This is a genomic window from Thalassobaculum salexigens DSM 19539 (assembly GCF_000423805.1).
GTDB lineage: Bacteria > Pseudomonadota > Alphaproteobacteria > Thalassobaculales > Thalassobaculaceae > Thalassobaculum > Thalassobaculum litoreum.
Genome location: NZ_KE384093.1, coordinates 1,624,358 through 1,643,015 on the forward strand (window position 1 = coordinate 1,624,358; position 18,658 = coordinate 1,643,015).

Below are 18,658 nucleotides of genomic sequence, written 5' to 3' on the forward strand. Positions count from 1 at the left end.
TGTTGTGTGACCGTGGGGTCACTTGCAGTCGTAGGAGACGCCGTTGGCGGTGTCGATCTTGCGGATCACCTCCCAGTGGGACTTGTAGGTGATCGGGATGAACTGCTCCTCACCGGACCGGGCGAACTCCTCCTTAAGGGCCGAGCCTTCCCAGTCGAAGGTGAAGAAGGCTTCCTTGATCTTCTCCTGCAGCTCCGGCTTCAGGTTGTAGACGTAGCCGAACCCGGTGGTCGGGAACTTCTGCGACTTGTAGATCGAGACGACCTGATCGGCCTTGATCACGTCGCGGGCCACCATGCGGTGCAGCACCGAGTTGGCGATCGCGGCGGCCGGATAGTCCTTGTTGGCCACGCCGAGGATCGAGTTGTCGTGCTTGCCGGAGAACACCGGCTCGAAATCCGTCTCCGGGACCATGCCGTAATCGGCCTTCAGGATCGCCGACGGCGCCTTGAAGCCGGAATTCGAGGTCTGCGAGGTGAAGGCCATCTTCCGGCCCTTGATGTCCTCGACCTTCTCGATGCCGCTGCCCGGATAGGTGATGATTTCCATGTTGTAGCCGAAATCGCCGTCCTTCGAGGCCATGATGGTGAAGGACACGAAACCGGCGCAGTTCACCGCCAGCGGGTTGGAGCCGGTGTTGAAGCCGGCGACATGCAGGCGACCGGCGCGCATCGCCTCGATCTGGGCGGCGTTGGACTGCACGGGGAAGAACTGGACCTTCTTGCCGGTCACGCTCTCCATGTGGCGCAGGAAGCCGTCCCACACCTTGGCGTAGACCGCCGGATCCTCGACCGGGGTATAGGCGAAGATGAGGGTGTCGGGATCGACCTGCTGGCTCGGATCGGTCGGCGTATCGGCGACCAGATCACCATTGTCGTCCTTGAACCGGGAGTCGAGGGCGTAGCTGGGGGCGGCCCAGCTCAGCGAGACCGCGCCGACCAGACCGGCGAGGGCCGACAGCATCAAATTTCTGCGAATCATGTGATTCTCCCTACAGGTCGTTATCGTCGGCCCACCTGCGGTATGACCGAACATTACAGTTTTGTGACATCAGCATTATCGTGGTCCCGGGCGTGACCCAAGCACAAAATATATGCGTCAGTGTCCGATGGACCGGCGGAACTGGGGTTCGACCTAGTGCGGCAGAATCCACGGCCGCCCGGTCAGCGGATCGGCCATGACCTGGGCCGCCAGGCCGAACGCCCGGTGCAGGTTCTCGGCGGTCACTACCGTCTCCGGCGCGCCCTCGGCGATCAGCCCCTGCGGGCTCAGCAGCACCAGGTGATCGCTGAACCGGGCGGCGAGGTTCAGGTCGTGCAGCACGCTGACCACCGTCATGCCGGTGTCCGCGACCCGTTGCTGCAGCAGTTTCAGCATCTCGATCTGCTGTGCCAGATCCAGGTGGGAGGTCGGCTCGTCCAGCAGCAGCAGCGGGGTCCGCTGAGCCAGCACGAGAGCCAGCCAGGCGCGCTGGCGCTGGCCGCCGGACAGCTCGGCCAGCGGGCGGTCGGCCATGTCGGTCATACCGACCGCGTCGAGGGCGTCGGTGCAGGCGTCGCTGTCGTCCCGCGTCCAGGGGGCGAGCAGGCCGCGCCACGGGGTCCGCCCGCGCCGGACCAGCTCGCCCACGTTGATCGCGTCCGGGGCGAGAGGGAACTGCGGCAGGATGGCGAGCTGCCGGGCGACGTCGCGGGTGTCGGCGGCATGCAGGTCGGCGTCGCCCAGCAGCACCCGTCCCGCCGACGGTTTCAGCAGCCGGGCCAGCGCGCGCAGCAGGGTCGACTTTCCGCAGCCGTTGGGGCCGAGGATGGCGGTGCTCCGTCCCACCGGGAAGACGAGGTCCAGTCCTTGGATCACCTGGCGGTCCTGGTAACCGACCGACAGGGATTCCGTGCGCAGGCTGATCGGGCTCACAGCTCGCCCCTTTCCATCTCGCGTGACAGGCGCCACAGCAGGTAAGGCGCGCCGAGAATGCCGGTGGTGACGCCGATCGGCAGCTGCAGGCCGGGGAGGCTCGCCCGGGCGACAAGATCGGCAAGCACCATGATGACCGCGCCCGCCCCCGCGGCCGCCGCAAGCCGGGCGCCCGGGTCGGTCGCCCGCGCCAGGCGTACGCCCACCGGCGGGGCCATCAGCGCCACGAAGGCGACGGGGCCGACGATCGACACGGCCACCGCGCACAGGCCGATGGCGGTCGCCGCCAGCAGCAGCCGGGCCCGCGCCACCTTCAGGCCGAGCCCCGAGGCCAGCTCCGCCCCAAGCTCGAGCAGCCGCAGGGCGCGCACCTGAAGGGCCAGGCAGAGGACGAGCGCGCCGCCGGCCGCCATGAGGATCCGGACATGCGACCAGTCGCGGGCGGAGAGCGAGCCGACCAGCCAGCGTTGGGCCTCCGCCGCCTGGGGACCGGACAGGCGGGTCATCAGGAACGAGCCGAAGGCCGAGGCGGCGAAGCCGACCCCGATACCGACCAGGACAATGGTCACCGGCGAGGCGCCGTCGATGCCGCCACGGCTGCCGGCCGGGCGCGACAGGGTCAGGACGATCAGGCCGGCCGCCAGTCCGCCCGCCGCCGCCGCCAGCGGCAGCGGGACGCTTGTCCCCATGGCGATCGCCGCCAGAATGGCGAGGCCGGACCCGCCGGTGAAGCCCATCACGTCGGGCGACGCCAGAGGGTTGCGCAGCAGGAGCTGGAACACCGCGCCTGCCAGGCCCAGGGCGGCACCCGACAGCAGGGCGACGGCGACCCGGGGGCCGCGCAGAACCGAGATCGTCAGCGCCGCCGGTCCGTCGCCGCCGGTCAGGCCGTCCCACAGGCTTGCCGGGCTGAGGTGGATCTGGCCGACCAGCAGGGCCAGGGCCGCCGAGCCGGCCAGCAGCAGGACGAGGACGGTGCCGCGGATCATCCGATCGCTCCCGGCCGGATCCGCCGCGCGATCAGCACGAAGATCGGCCCGCCGAGCAACGCGGTCATGACGCCGGCCCGGATCTCCGCCGGGGCCAGCAGCAGGCGCCCGGCGCTGTCGGCCAGGAGAAGGATCGACGCCCCCAGCAGGGCGGCGGCGATCAGTCCCGGCCGCAGGGAGCCGCCGACCAGCCGACGGGCGATCGGCGGTACCATCAGGCCGAGGAAGGCGATGGGTCCGGCGATCGCCACCGCCGCGCCGGTCAGCAGCGCGATGCAGACCAGTGCCCCCGCCTGAACCCGGCCGGGTCGGGTGCCGAGGCCGCGGGACAGCGCGTCGCCCAGCGCCAGGACCTCCAGTTTCGGGGCCAGGGCCAGGACAAGCAGGAAGCCGGCACCGGCGGCGAGCGTCATTTCCACCAGCGGGCGGGCCCGCGCCTCGGCCAGGGATCCGACGATCCAGAACCGCATGACATCGAGGGTCTCGCCGCGCATCAGCACCGAGGCGGTGACCAGCGAGAGCAGCAGCACGCCGAGCGCGGCGCCGGCCAGGGTCAGGCGCACCGGGCTGGCATTGCCGCGCAGCCCGCCGCCCAGGGCGAAGACCGCGGCGGCCGCCAGGGCCGCGCCCGGAAAGGCGAGGAGCGACAGAAGGCCGGCATCGACCTGTCCGAGGACCAGCGCTCCGACCACCACCCCGAAGGCGGCCCCGGCGTTGATCCCGAGGATGCCCGGGTCGGCCAGCGGGTTGCGGGTGACGGCCTGGATCGCCATTCCCGCCGCGCCGAGCGCGCCGCCGCAGACCAGCCCGGCGACCGTGCGCGGGAACCGGATGGCGCGGATGGTGACATGGGCGGGGTCGGTCGGGTCCGGGGCGACCAGCGCCTGCCAGAGTTCCGCCGGGTTGATCGGCCGATACCCCAGCAGCAGGCTGATCAGGATCGCCAGGAGCAGCAGGCCGAGCAGGGGCGCCCAGCGCGTCATGGGGCGAGGCCGGCTTCGCGCGCGCTGGCGACCGGGGTCGCCGGGTCGCCGTCGATGGCCGCGGCGATGTCGTCCTCCAGGGCGTTCAGCGCGAAGGGGAGGGACAGCACGCTGCCGAAGGACAGGGCGGCGGCCAGCACGCCGCCGGCGAAGACCTCCCGGCCCTCCCGGCAGGCCTCCAGGGTCTGGCGCATGGGTAGTGCCACGAGATCCGGGCTGGTCTGGAAGCTGGACACCCAGAGCAGCAGGTCGCCGTCCAGCGGCGACAGGTCCTCCGGCGACAGCGGCGCGTAGAAGTCGTTGACGCCCGACAGTGCCGCGACCGCGTCGGTCGGCCGGAATCCGAGCTCGACGAGGAAGCGGGCCCGGGTGTCGGCGCCGATGAACGCGCCGGTCTCCCCGCTCCAGTGATAGGCGGCCACACCGGTCTTGCCGGCCGAGGCCGGATGGCGGCGGCGGGCGTCGGCGAAGGCCGCCCTCACGCCGGCCATCAGCTCCTGCGCCTGGGCAAGCCGGCCGGTCGCCCGGCCCAGGGTCAGGGTCATGCGGTCCCACGGCGTGCCGTACGTGCTGTCGGTGGCTTCATGCACCAGGACCGGCGCGATGCGGGAGAGCACCGTGTACTCGGCCTTGGAGATCCCGGCGCCGATGGCGACGATGAGGTCGGGGTTCAGCGACGCCACCCGCTCCATGGACACCTCGCCGGTCAGCACGTCCGGCGTCGCGTCGCCGAGCTGGCGCTGGGCCCAGGGCCACACGCCGTAGGGGAAGGCGCCGAACCAGTGGCGCACGGCGACCGGGCGCACACCCAGGGCCAGAAGCGGATCGTGGCTGGTATAGCCGAGCGAGACGACACGCTGCGCCGGTCGCGGCATCAGCGTCGTCCCGAAGGCATGATCGAAACGTAGGTCAGCGGCAGCCGCCGGGCGCGCCTGTACGCAGGCAGTCGCGGCGGCCGCCAGGCCGGTCAGGAAGGAACGGCGCGAGACTGTCCCGCGCCATCCGATGGTCTTCGCTGCCCGCCGATCGGCAGAATTCGTCACCAAGTGTACCTGAGTGTCGCTTTCACTGTGCGTCCGTCGGCGTAATAGGCAGTGTTCGGGTAGGTGTCGACACTTGAGATGCCCCGGTCGTCGCAGATGAGGGTTGCAAGTATCGCAATCGCGCCCGGTCGCCGTCCGGCGACAGGCGAAGCTGCAGAGATCCCGGAAAAAGGTTCGGGCGAACCTCGACACCACGCTCGACAGGCTTCTGAGACAGGCCGCGTTCCCGCGGCGGCGGCCGGAGATCGGCGTGCGCATGCTGGCCGATGCCGCCACGGTCGCGGCCCTGCGCGCCTGGCCTCCCGGCCGGTCTGACGCACCTGGGAACGGCGCCCTTGCCGGCCATTGCGAAGAGAGTATATGAATCGTATACGTTTCGTATCGCCAAGGAGAGCTCGATGGGTATCGTCAAGATCGGCGACGACCTGCACGAGGAGGTTCGCCGCGCCAGCGCAGTGATGTGCCGCTCGATCAACGCCCAGGCGGAATTCTGGATGAAGATCGGCATGCTGGCCGAGGCCAACCCTACGGCCTGTTTCACCGACATCATCCGCATGCAGCTCGACGCCGCCCAGGCCGGACCCGTCCCCGCGAACCGGGCGACCGCCTGACATGGTGAAGACTCCGGAAGAACTGGCCCTGATGCGGGCGTCCGGCCGGCTTCTGGCCTCGGTCTTCGAGATGCTGGACGGCCTGGACCTCGCGGGACTGTCGACCCTGCAGGTCAACGATCTGGTCGACCGCTTCATCACCGGGGACCTGGCGGCGCGACCGGCGAGCAAGGGCCAGTACGGCTACGAGTACGTGCTGAACTGCTCACGCAACCACGTGGTCTGCCACGGCGTGCCGGACCCGGGCGAGATCATCGCCGACGGCGACATCGTCAACCTGGACATCACCCTGGAGAAGGACGGCTTCATCGCCGATTCCAGCAAGACCTATGTGATCGGCAACGCCAGCCCGGCCGCCCGGCGCCTGGTGCGGATCGCCCAGGCGGCCATGTGGAAGGGCATCGCCCAGGTCCGACCCGGCGCCCGCCTGGGGGATATCGGTTACGCCATCGAGCGTCACGCCAAGCGCAACGGCTGCTCGGTGGTGCGCGACTATTGCGGCCACGGCATCGGCCGGGAGATGCACGAGGAGCCGCAGGTGCTGAATTTCGGCCGGCCGGGCACCGGAGGGACGCTGCGCGAGGGAATGGTCTTCACCGTCGAGCCGATGGTGAATCAGGGCACCCGCCAGACCGCCACCGAGGCCGACGGCTGGACGGTCGTGACCGCCGACGGAAAACTCTCCGCCCAGTTCGAACATACGGTCGCGGTCACCGCGACCGGCGTCGAGGTTCTCACCCTGCGAAGCGACGAGACGCCCATGCTGGGACGGGGGTGAGGCTAGGTGTCCGATAGGTGGTCGGGGAGATGCATCCTTTCATGCACCACCCGCACGATAAACACGCCATCCGGTTCGACGAGATACACGACCCAGTGCTTTTCGTCGCTGGCCGGCGCCCCATTGCCGCTGGGTGTGTAGGCCGATGTCCCGGATATCGCTCTGCGCCTTTCTTGAGACGCGGTAGAGGGCCATCAGCGGCTATCCAGATCCGACTGGATGTCCTCCATGCTGAAGTCCTCGGCAACTCCGCTCTCGACTCCTTCCATGATCACAGCCTGAAGCCGGGCGATATCGGCCGCCCGTTCCTGGTCGCGCCGGATGAGATCGCGCACATAGTCGCTGGCATTGCTGTATCGGCCCGAGCGGGCCTGGGCTTCGACCCAATGCTTCATCGGGTCGGGCAGCGAAACGTTCATGGTCGCCATGTGATCCTCCATACGACGAGTATGGCGAAAATTGGCAAAGATTGTCAAACTTGGATCAGAACCCGGCCGCCCGGATCGCCAGGCCGCCCAGGGCGGCGACCACGAGCACCTTGCCGATGCCGAAATGGAACCGGAAGGCCAGCACCGCGGCCAATGCGAACAGGGCCAGCGCAGGCAGGTTCAGGCTTGCCGGGTCCGGCCAGGTCAGCCGCAGGCCCCACCGGTCGACCTGCTCCACCCGCTCGAAGAACACGTGCATGGCGAACCACAGGGACAGGTTCAGGATCACCCCCACCACCGCGGCGGTGACCATGGACAGGGCCTGGCGCAGCCGCCGGCGGCCGGCGAGCCAGTCGATGTAAGGGGCGCCGGCGAAGATCCACAGGAAGCAGGGCGCGAAGGTCACCCACAGGGCCATGGCCGCGCCCGCCACGCCGGCCGCCAGTCCGCCGGCCTTCGCGGCGGCGAGAAAGCCGACGAACTGGGTCACCAGGATCAGCGGCCCCGGCGTGGTTTCGGCCAGGCCGAGCCCGTCCATCATCTCGCCGGTGGTCAGCCAGCCCTTTTGCGCCACCACGTCCTGGGCCATATAGGCGAGAACCGCATAGGCGCCGCCGAAAGTGACCACCGCGAGCTTGGAGAAGAACACGCCGATCTGCGTCAGCAGCCCGCCCGGGTCGAGGGCGGCGGCGATCAGCACCGGTGTCCACCACAGGACGAGCCATACCGCCACGGTGCCGGCGGTCCCGGCCAGGGCCGGGGCGCCGGCCGGCGTTGGCGCGACCGACGAAGGTCCGGCCGGCCGCAGCAGGCCAAGAACCGCCGCCCCCAGGATGATCAGTGGGAACGGCAGGGCGAGGAAGAAGATCGCCACGAAGGCGAGACCGGCGACCCACCAGTGCAGTGGCGAGGACAGGGTGCGGCGGGCGATCCGCAGCAGCGCCTCGATCACGATGACGACCACCGCCGCCTTGACCCCGAGGAACAGCGCGTCGACCAGCGGCACCTCGCCGAACGTGGCGTAGAGGGCGGCCAGGGCGAGGATGACGGCGGCGCCCGGCAGGACGAAGAGCAGCCCCGCCGCCAGCCCGCCGGCCAGCCCGTGCAGCCGCCACCCGGCATAGGTCGCAAGCTGCATCGCCTCCGGTCCCGGCAGGAGCATGCAGAAGTTCAGGGCGTTGAGAAACTGGTCCTCATTGAGCCAGCGCCGCTCTTCGACGATCTCTCGGTGCATCAGGGCGATCTGCGCCGTCGGTCCGCCGAAGGACAGCAGGCCGATCCGCAGCCAGACCCGCAGCGCCTCGCCGAAGCCGGGCGTCGCCGGCGCGCTCTCGTTCACGATGTCGCTCATGCCACGGCCCTCTTGTCCGATCCGGCCTGCGCCGTCTCGCGCGCCCAATGATAGAGGGCGTCGTACACCACCATGGCGGCATCGAGTTGGGCAAGGTCCTCGGTGAACAGTTCGGACAGGCCCAGGGAGAGGGCGAGCAGCCCGGATGCCTCCGCTGCCAGATCCGGCTGCCGGGTGTCCGCGCCGCGCACGATGGTGGCCAGCCGCCGCAGCGGCGGGGTGTCGAGGCCGAAGCGCTCCACCATCGCGTCGAAGGTACAGAACTCCCCGCGATGGCCCCAGTCCCCGCCCTCGGTGCTGACGGGCATGGCGTCGAAAGGCGTGGCACCGAACCGCTCGGCCACCGCGTGCACCTCGTCGGGGGCCACGAACAGGAAGCGGGCGCGGCGGTCGACGAAGCGGCGGATCAGCCAGGGGCAGGCGATCCGATCCACCTTCGGCCGGCGGCGGGTAACCCACAGGGTCCGACCCTCCGCGTCGCGCGGCGGCAGGGCGGCCAGCGGCACAAGGGGCAGGCCGGCATCGCTCCAGCCGAGATGCCCGCCGTCGAGCGCGACCGCGGCGACGCCCCACAGGCGCAGCAGGGCGGCCGCCCCCTGGCTGAGCTTGGCGCCCCGGTGGCAGATCACCACCACGCGGCGACCCTGAAGCTGGGGTGCCAGGTCCTCGATGCGGTGATGGGGCTGGCGGAAGGCGCCGGGCAGCAGGCGCGGATCGGCCTGGACGTCCTCGTCGATGCGGACATCGACCAGGATCGGGCAGTCGGGCGTGCCGATCAGTCGGCGCAACTGTGGGGCGGAGATATCGATGGGAGCGGCCATGGCGCATCCTCTCTGTCAGGTGACGAAGGATGCGAACTTGGGCCGAAGCCTGATGGGGCGTTCGCCAGCCCCGCGCCTTTCTGTGCGCCCTGCGGATCCGACCGTCAAGCGTATTGGTGGGGCGGAGGTCCGCAGGGTCGATGTCTTGCCGCGGCGCGGGGTATTAGAGAGCGGGTATCAGGTGGCCTTGCTGGTCTGAACCTGCGCGCTTCGGGCGGCCGCCTCGGGGTCGACCGCGCGCATGGCCTTGCGAACCGCGGCGAGCGTATGCTGCTCCCCGCCGCCCATGTTCTCCTCGGCCGCGACCTCAAGTTCGCGGGCATCGGCCTCCATCGACTTGAGCACGCTGAGCTTCTCCTCCTTGGTCAGGTTCTCGCTCCGCGCGACGGCCATGGGGTCTTCGAAATGCTCGTAGGGGCTCAGCATCATTGCCGCGAGATCTGCGGCGCCTTGGGCGACCATCTTTCAATCCTCCATTTGACTGAGGCAGATCGGCGTCCGTCTGCGTGAGGGTGGCCGAGCGGCCTTGCCGCGTGCCTCAATCGTCGGCAACGCCTGACCTGCAGGCATTGCCTTCGACTGGTGATGGAACGTCACGCACAGGCCCCGGTTCCTGAATTCGGTCGCCGATGCCGCCGGCCGATCGCTCCCGCCGGACGCTTACCGCGACAGGGGCCGCGCGAAGCTGATCTCGTGGCCGTCGGGGTCGGTGACATGGAAGTAGCGTTCGCCCCAGGGTGCGTCGGAGGGGGCGAAATCCGGGCTGTATCCGGCATCGACGACCGCCCGGTGCATGGCGTCCACATCGTCGACGAAAAGAATGACGCGCCCCCACCACCGCAACGGCACGTCCGGTGCCGCGAGGATCAGGTTCAGCGCGTCCTCGCCTGCCGCCAGCGTGGTGAAGGCGGCGGTCTCGCCGCCCTTGGCGACGTCGAAGCCGATCGAGCGGTAGAATGCGACTGAGCGCGCCATGTCGTGGGTCGCCAGGGTGATCGCGCTCAACTTCTCGATTTTGGCCATCGATGTCTCCCAGTCCGATCCCATGTGCCGGTCCCATGTGCCGGTCTCACACGCGGGCAACGCCGGCGGCCGGTTCCTGGTTCCGGAACCGTCCCGGCAACCGACCGTTTCCTTCCTAGACAAGACAGGAGGAGAAAATGCCTCGGACCAGAACTCTGATGGCCGGCCTGCTGGCGCTTCCGGTCAACGCGATCCTTTTCGGCAGCGGTGCCGTCCTCGTTCTCTCGATCCCGCAGCTGCAGCCCTACATGGAGTATGTCCTGCCGGCGGCGATCGCGGTCGCCTTCGCGCTGACCTGGCCGATCGCCTGGACGCTGGCGCCGCGGCTGCGCGTGCGGAACGACTACTATCCCAACCTGTTTCGCAAGGACTGATGCCGGACGGCTGAGCGATGGCGTCGGATTCTCCCAAAGCAGCGTCCCGGAAGGCCGAGACGGCGGAACGGCTGGAGCGCTATTTCGAGAAGCGCGACTTCACCCGCACGCCGGAGCCCCGGAAGGCTGGGGATCCCGAGGGGCTCGCGTTGCGCTATTCGATGCAGAAGCACGACGCCAGCCGCACCCATTTCGACCTGCGTCTGGAATGGAACGGCGCGCTGCTGAGCTGGGCGGTGACCAAGGGGCCGTCGCTGCGGACCAGCCAGAAGCGGCTCGCGGTCCGCACGGAGGATCATCCGGTCTCGTACCTGGACTTCGAGGGCGCGATTCCGGAGGACAATTACGGCGCCGGCACGGTGATGCTCTGGGATATCGGCCACTGGCGGCCGCTCGAGCCGCTGGAGAAGGGCCTGAAGAAGGGGCACATCCATTTCGCCCTGCACGGTCGGCGGCTGACGGGCGGCTGGCACCTGGTGCGGATGGACGGCAAGCGGCGCGGCGACAAGCGATCGGGTAAGAGCGACCGCGAGAACTGGCTGCTGATCAAGGAGGAGGACGAGGCGGCCGGAGAGCGCGACCCGATCCGACGTTACCGGCGCAGCGTCTCCACGAACCGTACGTTCCGCGAGATCGCCGCCGGCGCCGACCTGCTTCCCTTGGTGGAGCGCGCCAAGCCCCTGCCGCGCTTCCGCAAGGTCCAGCTCGCCACCCTGGGCGACAGTCTGGTCGATGGCGAGGCGTGGTGGCACGAGATGAAATTCGACGGCTACCGCGCCCTGGTCGCCCTGGGGAAGGGCGGGACAAAGATCTACACCCGCAACGGTCACGACTGGTCGGACAAGTTCGAGGCCCTGCTGCCCGATTTCGCCTCCCTGAACTGCGACAGCGCGCTGATCGACGGCGAGATCGTCGCCGGGGCCGGCATGTCCGGCTTCTCCGATCTGCAGAAGGCGATCAAGGCCGGCGGCCCCTTCACCTTCTATGCGTTCGATCTGCTGGAGCGCGACGGCACCGCGCTGCGGTCCAGGCCGCTGACCGGGCGGCGCGCGGCCCTGGAGGAGGTTTTCACCGATGTGCCGCCGCTCGGCGCCGTCCAGCTCAGCCCGATCATCACCGAGAACGCGTCGGAGGCCTTCGAGGCGGTGTGCGCGGCGCGCGGCGAGGGGTTGATCGCCAAGCGCCGGGATGCCGCCTACCAGGGCAGGCGCACCCGGGACTGGATCAAGGTCAAGTGCACGCGGCGCGACGAGTTCGTCGTGGTCGGCTGGCAGAAAAGCGACAAGAAGAGCCGCCCCTTCAGCTCCCTGGTCCTCGCCGCGCACCGGGACGACACGCTCACCTATGTCGGCAAGGTCGGCACCGGGTTCGATGCCGATCTCCTCGAAGAGCTCGCGTCGACCATGAAACCGCTGGCGCGCAAGACCGCGCCGCTGACCGTGCCGAAAGCCGAGGCCCGCGGCGTGCAGTGGATCACGCCGAAGCTGGTGGCCGAGGTGACCTATGCCGAGTTCACCGCCGACGGCCGCGTGCGCCACGCGGTGTTCGAAGGTCTGCGCGCGGACAAGCAGGCAGCCGATGTGGAACTGGGAGGCGACACCATGGCCGAGGACGGGCGCGTCGAGATCGCCGGACTCTCCGTCAGCCACCCCGAGCGGGTGGTCTACCCCAAGGCGAAACTCACCAAGCGGCGGGTCGCCGAGTATTACGAGGCGATCGCCGACCGGATGCTGGAAGCGTGTGCCGATCGGCCACTGTCGCTGGTGCGTCTGCCGACCGGACTCGACGGTGATCGCTTCTTCCAGAAGCACGCCGGCACCGGTTTTCCCGACGCTCTCAAGACGGTGGAGATCGAGGAGAAGGACGGGAACAAGGAGCTTTACATGTATGTCACCGACGCCGCCGGGCTGGTCGGCGCGGTGCAGATGGGCACGCTGGAGTTCCACGTCTGGGGCTCCCGGCGCGACCGGTTGGACCGGCCCGACCGGCTGGTCTTCGATCTCGACCCCGACGAGGGCCTGGCCTTCGCCGACGTGAAGCGGGCGGCGTTCGACCTGCGTGAGCGGCTGGACGGACTCGGGCTACCATGCTGGCCGATGGTGACCGGCGGCAAGGGCGTGCATCTGGTGGTGCCGCTGCGCCGGATCGCGGAATGGGAGGCGGCGAAGCACTATGCCCAGACCTTCGCCTCCCTCATGGCCCAGCAGGATCCCAAGCGCTACACGGCGGAACTGCCGAAGGCCAGACGCAAGGGTCGGGTATTCATCGACTGGCTGCGCAACCAGCGGGGCGCGACGTCGATCGCCCCGTTCTCGCTGCGCGCCCGGGAAGGGGCGCCGGCCGCGGTGCCGGTTGCCTGGGACGAACTGGACACGCTCAATTCCGCCCAGGCCTTTCCCCTGGATGCGGCACTGGAGCGGAGCTGGAAAGATCTGACGCTGCCCAAGCCGGTCGGCCTGTCGCGCACGCTGATCGAGCGCCTGGAGGAGGCGGCGGGCTGACTCCGCCGCCGCGGGGCGGTTCATCTCAGGGGTCGGTTCCCGGGTCCAGGGAGGCGTAGAACGCCGCCAGAGCCCGCAGCTCGCCGTCGTCGAGATCGCGTGCCGCCTGATGCATCAGATGCGCGCGGGCGGTGCCGCCCCGCTCCCCGTCGCGCCAAAGCTCCAACTGACGCAGCAGATAGGGCTTCGGCTGCCCCGACAGGCTGGGGAACAGCGCGGACCGGCGATCCGGCCAGGGACCGTGGCAGGCGTTGCAGGCCGGCACGTCGCGGCGCGCCGGCGAGCCCATCGCGAGGCTCCGTCCCAGGACGATCCGCTCCCGGTCGCCGCTCGGCTCCGAGGTTGGCGCAGGGGAGGGTCGTCGCGCCGCGTAGAACCCGGCGAGGCGTGCATCGTCGGTGGCGTCCAGGGTCGAGGCCGCGTGCCGCATGATGCCGCTCTGCCGCGCTCCGGAGCGATAGGCGGCGAGGGTGGCGGCGATATAGGCCTCCCCCAGCCCGTCGAGACGGGGCACCTGCGCGTTGCCGCGTCCCCGCCCGTCGGCACCGTGACAGGAGGCGCAGGAGGCGGCATCCGCCCCGGCCGTCTCGTCCGGCATGTCGGGCGGTGCCACCAGGGCCTCGTACTCGGCCAGGCTCATGCCCGCCACCCGTGTCAGGAAGGCGACCACCGGCCAGACATCGTCGTCGCGGGACCGCGTCGGCCACGCCGGCATCCCGCTCATCTTCACGCCATGCTTCACGATCCAGAACAGGTGCCGGGGCTCCCAGTCCGACACCGCGTCCCTGATCGGCGGCGGTGCCGGTACCATGGACAGCGCCGTCGCCGTGCGCGCCTCGCCAGGCCCCGCATGGCACATATGGCAGGCGGCGTCGTAATGGCGGGCCCCGAGGGCGACGAGGTCGGGATCGGACAGGTCCGGCACCGCCTCGGCCGGCGGCGCGCGCAGCTCCACCGCATTGCGGAAGGTGGTGTGCAGGACCCAGGACACGCCCGGCAGGTGTCCGCCCCGGGCCGAGACGTTGAACAGGCCCAGGAAGACGACGAGCCCGGCCGCCACGGCGGCGACGGCGATCAGGATGCCGGTGTGAAGGAGGAAGCGCGTCATGACCGGGCCCCCTCGCGGCGCCGCCGGTGCCCGGCCGGGTCGGCGAGCAGGTCGCGGGCGACCAGCACCAGGCCGGCGATGAGATAGATCGGCGTGCCGACGGCGAGCATGATCATGCCGCCGACCTGCTGATCCGCCGCGCCGCCGCAGATCTCCGACGGATAGACCGAACGGGTGCCGACCATCAGCAGCGCGCCCAGCAGCGTCATGTGCATCGAGGTCAGCAGCAGTCCGACCGGCCCGGCCAGGGACAGGCTGGGCCGCAGCACCGACATCCAGACCAGCACCCCCGCGCCGAGATAGGAGGCCTGCTCCATCGCGAACCAGAATAGCGAGGTCTGGGCCGCCGCATGGGCGGACGGCACATGCCAACCCCAGACGGCGACGAACTCGACGATCACCGCCACCATCGGCGAGACGCGCCGGGCAACGCGGCTCTCGGCCAGCGGCACGGCGAGCAGCGGGGCGGCGACCGCGACCACGGCGATGTGCCGGGCCATGTGATCGGCGAAGGACCACGGCCAGGCGACCGGCGGGAGCAGCCAGGCGAGTACGCACAGGAGCAGGCCGGCGGCCAGGCAGAGCGAGGAAACCGTCACCCGCCGCATCACACGCACCCCGTCACGAACACCGCCGGCAGGGCCACGTACAGCACGCCGACGAAGGACAGGCAGGCCAGCAGAAACGAGGCGTGGCCCAGGAATTCGTGGCGATGCTCCGTCACCGGCCGATGGTGCACATGGTCCCGGTCGTCGAGGAAGTCCCATTGCCGCCAGGAGCGCCAGCCGATCCAGGCGATCAGGGCGAGGGCCACCGCCGTCGCCGTCCCGATCATCGCCCGCAGCAGCCACCCGTCCTCGGCCAGGCGGTCGAGCTTGGCGCAGACCACGGCCGTCGCCGCGTAGCAGGCGATGAAATGCAGCGCCCAGATCGTCGGGCCGAGGGCGATCAGCCACAGGCTGCTCTGCTCCTCGGAGAAGGTCTTGAGTTCGGTCTTTTCCTCCCGGTGCTGCGCCATGTCAGATCATCCCCGGCAGCAGGTCGACGACGGCGGCCGACACCAGCACCGTCGCGGCCATGAAGTTCCAGTACAGCGACACGTTCCACAGGTCGGCGTCGTATTCCGGCGTCAGCTTGCCGAACAGGCTGCCGGCCAGACAGTAGAGCTGCATGATGCAGCCGGCCGACACGTGAACCGCCGTCCAGACCAGGACCGCCCAGATCGTCGCCGGATAGACGTGGGATGTGGGATCGAGCCCGGCGCTATGGGCCGACCACAGCATGGCGCCGGCGCCCAGGGCCGTCAGCGCGGCCGCGGTCGCCAGCGAGGCCCGGGCGATGCCGACCTGCGCGGCACGATTGGCGCGTCTGGCGTATCGGGTCAGCGCCCAGGAGGCGGTGAGGGCGGCGGCACCGGTCCAGACCCAGCCGCTCGCCGCATGGGCCGCCCCGTCCGGCGGAAAATCGGCGCTGGCGGTCCAGAAGTAGAAGAAGCCGAAGATCAGGCTGGCGAAGGCGGTGGCGTCGGCCAGCATGGTGATCCACATACCCCACCAGCCGGGCGCCGCCGGGCCGGAGACGTAGATCGGCACGGTCAGGCCGAGCCCGATCTCCTTATACGTCTTCTCCGGCGGTCGGGCGGTACCGGTCCACAGCCACCAGATCACGCAGGCGACGGCCAGCACGCCGCAGACGATGGCCGGCGGATACCAGTGGAAGGTCGGGAAGATGAAGGCGCCGCCGGTGAACGCCGCCGCCAGATGGGTGATCCAGGTCGGGCCGCCCACGCGCAGGCACTGCACCGGCACGGCGTCGAGCACCGTGGTCACCAGGGTCTCGCGCTTGCCCTCCTCGGCGTCGGGCAGGTAGTAGCGCCCGGCATCCATCCGTTCGACGATCTTCGGCTGGTCCCACAGCGGGTAGCGGCTCTCGATATACGGGATCGAGCGCACGCCCCAGGCCTGGTCCGGGACGTCGTGCGACCACTCCAGCGTGCCGCCACCCCAAGGATTGCGCGCCGTGTAGGGCTGGCGGCCCTTGGGCCGGATCAGGTCCCAGGCGAAGACCAGGAAGCCGGCGGCGACGACGAAGGCGCCGACCGTTGAGATCAGGTTCGGCAGGTCCCAGCCGATGTCGCCCGGATAGGTGTAGACCCGGCGCGGCATGCCCATCAGCCCGGCGAAATGCATCGGCATGAAGGTGACGTTGAAGCCGACGAAGGCCAGCCAGAAGGCCCAGCGCCCGAGCTTCGGCGACATCTGCTTCTTGGTGAAGAACGGGTAGAAGTAATAGACCCCGGCCATCACCGGGAACACCATCCCGCCGAAGATCGTGTAGTGCAGATGGGCGACGATGAAATAGGTGTCGTGCACCTGCCAGTCCATCGGCGCCAGCGCCAGCATCACCCCGGTCAGCCCGCCCGCCGTGAAGATCGCCAGCGACCCGGCGATGTAGAGCATCGGCACGCTCCAGGTCACCCGGCCGACCATCAGCGTGGCGAGGAAGGCGAAGATCTGCACGCCGGTCGGGATCACCACCGCCTCCGACGCGGCGGAGAAGAAGCCGAGCGACAGGGCCGGCAGGCCGGTGGTGAACATGTGATGGGCCCACAGCCCGAAGGACAGGAAGCCGGTCCCCACCGCCGAGAGCACGATCCAGGAATAGCCGAAGATCGGCCGCTGGGCGGCGGTCGGGATCACCATGGCGGCGATGGCGATCGAGGGCAGGAAGATGATGTAGACCTCCGGATGGCCGAAGATCCAGAACAGGTGCTGCCACAGCATCGGGTCGCCGCCGCGCTCGGGGTCGAAGAACGGCCAGTCGAAGCTGCGCTCCAGCTCGAACAGGAAGTCGCCGGCGATCAGCGGCGGGAAGGCGAACAGGATCATCCCGCCCACCACCAGCACGTACCAGGCATAGAGCGGCATCAGGTTGATGCGCATTCCCGGCGGCCGGCATTTCAGCGCGCCGACGATCAGCTCGACGGCGGCGGCGATGGAGGCGACCTCGATGAAGGACAGGCCGAGCAGCCAGATATCGGCACCCATGCCCTCGCTCTTGGTGGCGAGCGGCGGATACATGAACCAGCCGGAACTCGGCCCGACGCCGAACAGCACCGACCCGAGCACGAACACGCCGCCGATCAGGAAGCACCAGTAGCCATAGGCCGAGAGCCGGGGGAACGGCATGTCCCGGGCCCCGAGGAAGGCCGGCAGCAGCAGAATCGAGATCGCCTCGAACATCGGCACGGCGAACAGGAACATCATCGCCGAGCCGTGCATGGTGAAGAACTGGTTGAACGTGTCGGCGGGCAGGAAGTCGTTCTCCGGCACCGCCAGCTGCACGCGGATCAGCAGGGCCAGCACACCGGCGCAGAGCATGAAGAAGAACGCGGTCAGCGAATACCAGGCGCCGACCTCGGAATTGTTCACCGCCGACCAGTAGCGCCAGCCGGTCGGCGTCTTCCAGGCCGCGCGCAGCCGGTCGGCCGAGGCCTTGGCGAAATCCGGGTCGACCGGCGCGTCGAGCATGGCGTCCGTGGGCGGGTAGGCGTCGCCATGAGTCTCGGCGGCGTCGCGCGGCTCATTGCGGCCGCCCGGGCTCCGGCCCCGATGATCGGTCGTGTCGGTCATCAGCGGAGCCCCTTCAGATAGGTCGCCAGATCGATCAGGTCCTGCTCCGGCAACGCGCGGTAGGTCGGCATCCGCACATCCGGCTTGATGTGGTCGGTGCGGGCGAGCCACTGGCCGAACCCCTCCGCCGTCGCCGGCAGGGTGCCGGCGCCGATGGTCCGTCGCCCGCCGACATGGGTCAGGTCGGGCCCGACGGCCCCCTTGGCCGGGGTGCCGCGCACCGCGTGGCAGGCGCCGCAGCCCTCGGCCAGGAACACCTCCCGTCCGCGCTCGGCGGCGGCGTCGACCGGCACGGCGGCGTCCTCGCGCTCCTTCGCCAGCCAGGCCTCGAACTCTTCCGGCGGCAGCACGACCACGGGAAAGGCCATCAGCGCGTGGCTGGTGCCGCAGAACTCGGCGCACTGTCCGCGAAAGATTCCGGTGCGGGTCGGCTCCAGCGCCATGCGGGTCTCGCGGCCCGGGAACATGTCGATCTTGCCGCCGAGGTTCGGGACCCAGAACGAGTGGATCACCTTGGCCGCCGTCAGCTTGATCTCGGTGCGGGCGCCCACCGGCAACCGAAGTTCGTTGGCCGACACCACCGGCCCGCCGCCGTCCTGCGGCAGATACTCGACCCGCCACCACCACTGCTCGCCGGTCACCCGCACGGTCAGCCCGTCTCCGGGCGCGCGCTGGTTCGGCATGATGGAGAGACCGTAGGACAGCAGGATGGCGAGCAGAACGGTGGGAAAGGCGATGCCGGCGCCGATGATCACCGCTTCGCCGATCTTCCGGGAATGGGGTCGGACCCGCATGCGCGTGACGTAGAAGAAGGCCCCGTTCAGCAGCAGCCAGAGGACGACCGCGCCCGACAGCAGGACCCAGAACAGGGTCGCCAGGACCTCGGCATCCGCCCCGGCCGGATCGAGCACGGACTGCACGCCGGTGCAGCCGCCCAGGCTCAAGGCACAGGCGGATGCGACACCCGCGCGGATCCGGAGCCGCACCCTCAAGACGGTCTCCGTCCGCGGAGGAGAGTGGCGCGGGAGGCCGGCGGGTCGGGCGAATACATCATGGCCTCGGGTCAAGCGTGCGGCACCGATGCCGCCCGGCGGACCCGTTA

At 69.6% G+C, this 18,658-nt stretch carries 19 protein-coding genes; 4 read left to right on the plus strand and 15 right to left on the minus strand.

Annotation, left to right across the window (positions count from 1 at the left end; translation table 11 throughout):
- Positions 1-18 precede the first annotated feature (18 nt).
- From phnD to G578_RS0112015, 5 genes are all read right to left on the minus strand, one after another.
- Entirely contained in the window at positions 19-981 is a 963-nt protein-coding gene (gene phnD / locus G578_RS0111995; protein WP_028794449.1) for a phosphate/phosphite/phosphonate ABC transporter substrate-binding protein, read from the minus strand.
- A 153-nt stretch (positions 982-1,134) separates the two neighbouring features.
- Complete coding sequence (locus G578_RS0112000) at positions 1,135-1,914, minus strand: ABC transporter ATP-binding protein (RefSeq protein WP_038014052.1); 780 nt, start codon at positions 1,912-1,914, stop codon at positions 1,135-1,137.
- Complete coding sequence (locus G578_RS25995) at positions 1,911-2,903, minus strand: FecCD family ABC transporter permease (RefSeq protein ID WP_051244671.1); 993 nt, start codon at positions 2,901-2,903, stop codon at positions 1,911-1,913. The genes G578_RS0112000 and G578_RS25995 overlap by 4 nt, the downstream gene beginning before the upstream one ends.
- A complete protein-coding gene (locus G578_RS0112010; RefSeq protein ID WP_028794451.1) occupies positions 2,900-3,886 on the minus strand; it encodes a FecCD family ABC transporter permease in 987 nt (328 codons plus the stop codon). The genes G578_RS25995 and G578_RS0112010 overlap by 4 nt, the downstream gene beginning before the upstream one ends.
- Complete coding sequence (locus G578_RS0112015; protein WP_156907292.1) at positions 3,883-4,761, minus strand: ABC transporter substrate-binding protein; 879 nt, start codon at positions 4,759-4,761, stop codon at positions 3,883-3,885. The genes G578_RS0112010 and G578_RS0112015 overlap by 4 nt, the downstream gene beginning before the upstream one ends.
- 566 nt (positions 4,762-5,327) lie before the next feature.
- On the opposite strand from G578_RS0112015, the gene G578_RS0112020 reads away from it, so the two are divergent.
- The gene (locus tag G578_RS0112020) at positions 5,328-5,540 is read left to right on the plus strand and encodes a ParD-like family protein (protein WP_028794453.1); all 213 of its coding nucleotides are present in this window, start codon (positions 5,328-5,330) and stop codon (positions 5,538-5,540) included.
- 1 nt (position 5,541) lies between these two features.
- Positions 5,542-6,318, plus strand: a complete 777-nt coding sequence (map, locus tag G578_RS0112025) for a type I methionyl aminopeptidase (protein ID WP_028794454.1) — start codon at positions 5,542-5,544, stop codon at positions 6,316-6,318.
- Positions 6,319-6,512: 194 nt separating this feature from the next.
- On the opposite strand, the gene G578_RS0112030 is transcribed toward map, so the two are convergent.
- From G578_RS0112030 to G578_RS0112050, 5 genes are all read right to left on the minus strand, one after another.
- Positions 6,513-6,746, minus strand: a complete 234-nt coding sequence (locus G578_RS0112030) for a type II toxin-antitoxin system ParD family antitoxin (RefSeq protein ID WP_028794455.1) — start codon at positions 6,744-6,746, stop codon at positions 6,513-6,515.
- A gap of 55 nt (positions 6,747-6,801) precedes the next feature.
- A complete protein-coding gene (gene chrA, locus G578_RS0112035; protein ID WP_028794456.1) occupies positions 6,802-8,097 on the minus strand; it encodes a chromate efflux transporter in 1,296 nt (431 codons plus the stop codon).
- A complete protein-coding gene (locus G578_RS0112040; RefSeq protein WP_028794457.1) occupies positions 8,094-8,918 on the minus strand; it encodes a chromate resistance protein ChrB domain-containing protein in 825 nt (274 codons plus the stop codon). The genes chrA and G578_RS0112040 overlap by 4 nt, the downstream gene beginning before the upstream one ends.
- 177 nt (positions 8,919-9,095) lie before the next feature.
- Positions 9,096-9,380 (minus strand): hypothetical protein, encoded by a 285-nt coding sequence (locus G578_RS26000; protein ID WP_051244673.1) that lies wholly within the window; start codon positions 9,378-9,380, stop codon positions 9,096-9,098.
- 198 nt (positions 9,381-9,578) lie between these two features.
- The gene (locus tag G578_RS0112050; RefSeq protein WP_211228893.1) at positions 9,579-9,941 is read right to left on the minus strand and encodes a VOC family protein; all 363 of its coding nucleotides are present in this window, start codon (positions 9,939-9,941) and stop codon (positions 9,579-9,581) included.
- Positions 9,942-10,078: 137 nt separating this feature from the next.
- Between G578_RS0112050 and G578_RS0112055 the strand changes: the two genes are divergently transcribed.
- The gene (locus G578_RS0112055; protein WP_028794459.1) at positions 10,079-10,315 is read left to right on the plus strand and encodes a hypothetical protein; all 237 of its coding nucleotides are present in this window, start codon (positions 10,079-10,081) and stop codon (positions 10,313-10,315) included.
- A gap of 17 nt (positions 10,316-10,332) precedes the next feature.
- Positions 10,333-12,816 (plus strand): DNA ligase D, encoded by a 2,484-nt coding sequence (ligD, locus tag G578_RS0112060; protein WP_051244675.1) that lies wholly within the window; start codon positions 10,333-10,335, stop codon positions 12,814-12,816.
- A 25-nt stretch (positions 12,817-12,841) separates the two neighbouring features.
- On the opposite strand, the gene G578_RS0112065 is transcribed toward ligD, so the two are convergent.
- Genes G578_RS0112065 through coxB form a run of 5 tightly spaced genes read right to left on the minus strand, consistent with a single transcriptional unit; the run spans position 12,842 to position 18,542 of the window.
- A complete protein-coding gene (locus G578_RS0112065) occupies positions 12,842-13,924 on the minus strand; it encodes a c-type cytochrome (RefSeq protein WP_028794461.1) in 1,083 nt (360 codons plus the stop codon).
- A complete protein-coding gene (locus tag G578_RS26005) occupies positions 13,921-14,523 on the minus strand; it encodes a cytochrome c oxidase assembly protein (RefSeq protein WP_211228894.1) in 603 nt (200 codons plus the stop codon). The genes G578_RS0112065 and G578_RS26005 overlap by 4 nt, the downstream gene beginning before the upstream one ends.
- Positions 14,524-14,531: 8 nt before the next feature.
- Complete coding sequence (locus G578_RS0112075; RefSeq protein WP_028794462.1) at positions 14,532-14,942, minus strand: hypothetical protein; 411 nt, start codon at positions 14,940-14,942, stop codon at positions 14,532-14,534.
- A gap of 1 nt (position 14,943) precedes the next feature.
- Positions 14,944-17,556, minus strand: coding sequence for a cytochrome c oxidase subunit I (ctaD, locus tag G578_RS0112080; protein ID WP_028794463.1), 2,613 nt, complete (start codon positions 17,554-17,556; stop codon positions 14,944-14,946).
- Positions 17,556-18,542, minus strand: a complete 987-nt coding sequence (gene coxB, locus G578_RS0112085; protein ID WP_028794464.1) for a cytochrome c oxidase subunit II — start codon at positions 18,540-18,542, stop codon at positions 17,556-17,558. The genes ctaD and coxB overlap by 1 nt, the downstream gene beginning before the upstream one ends.
- Positions 18,543-18,658 lie beyond the last annotated feature (116 nt).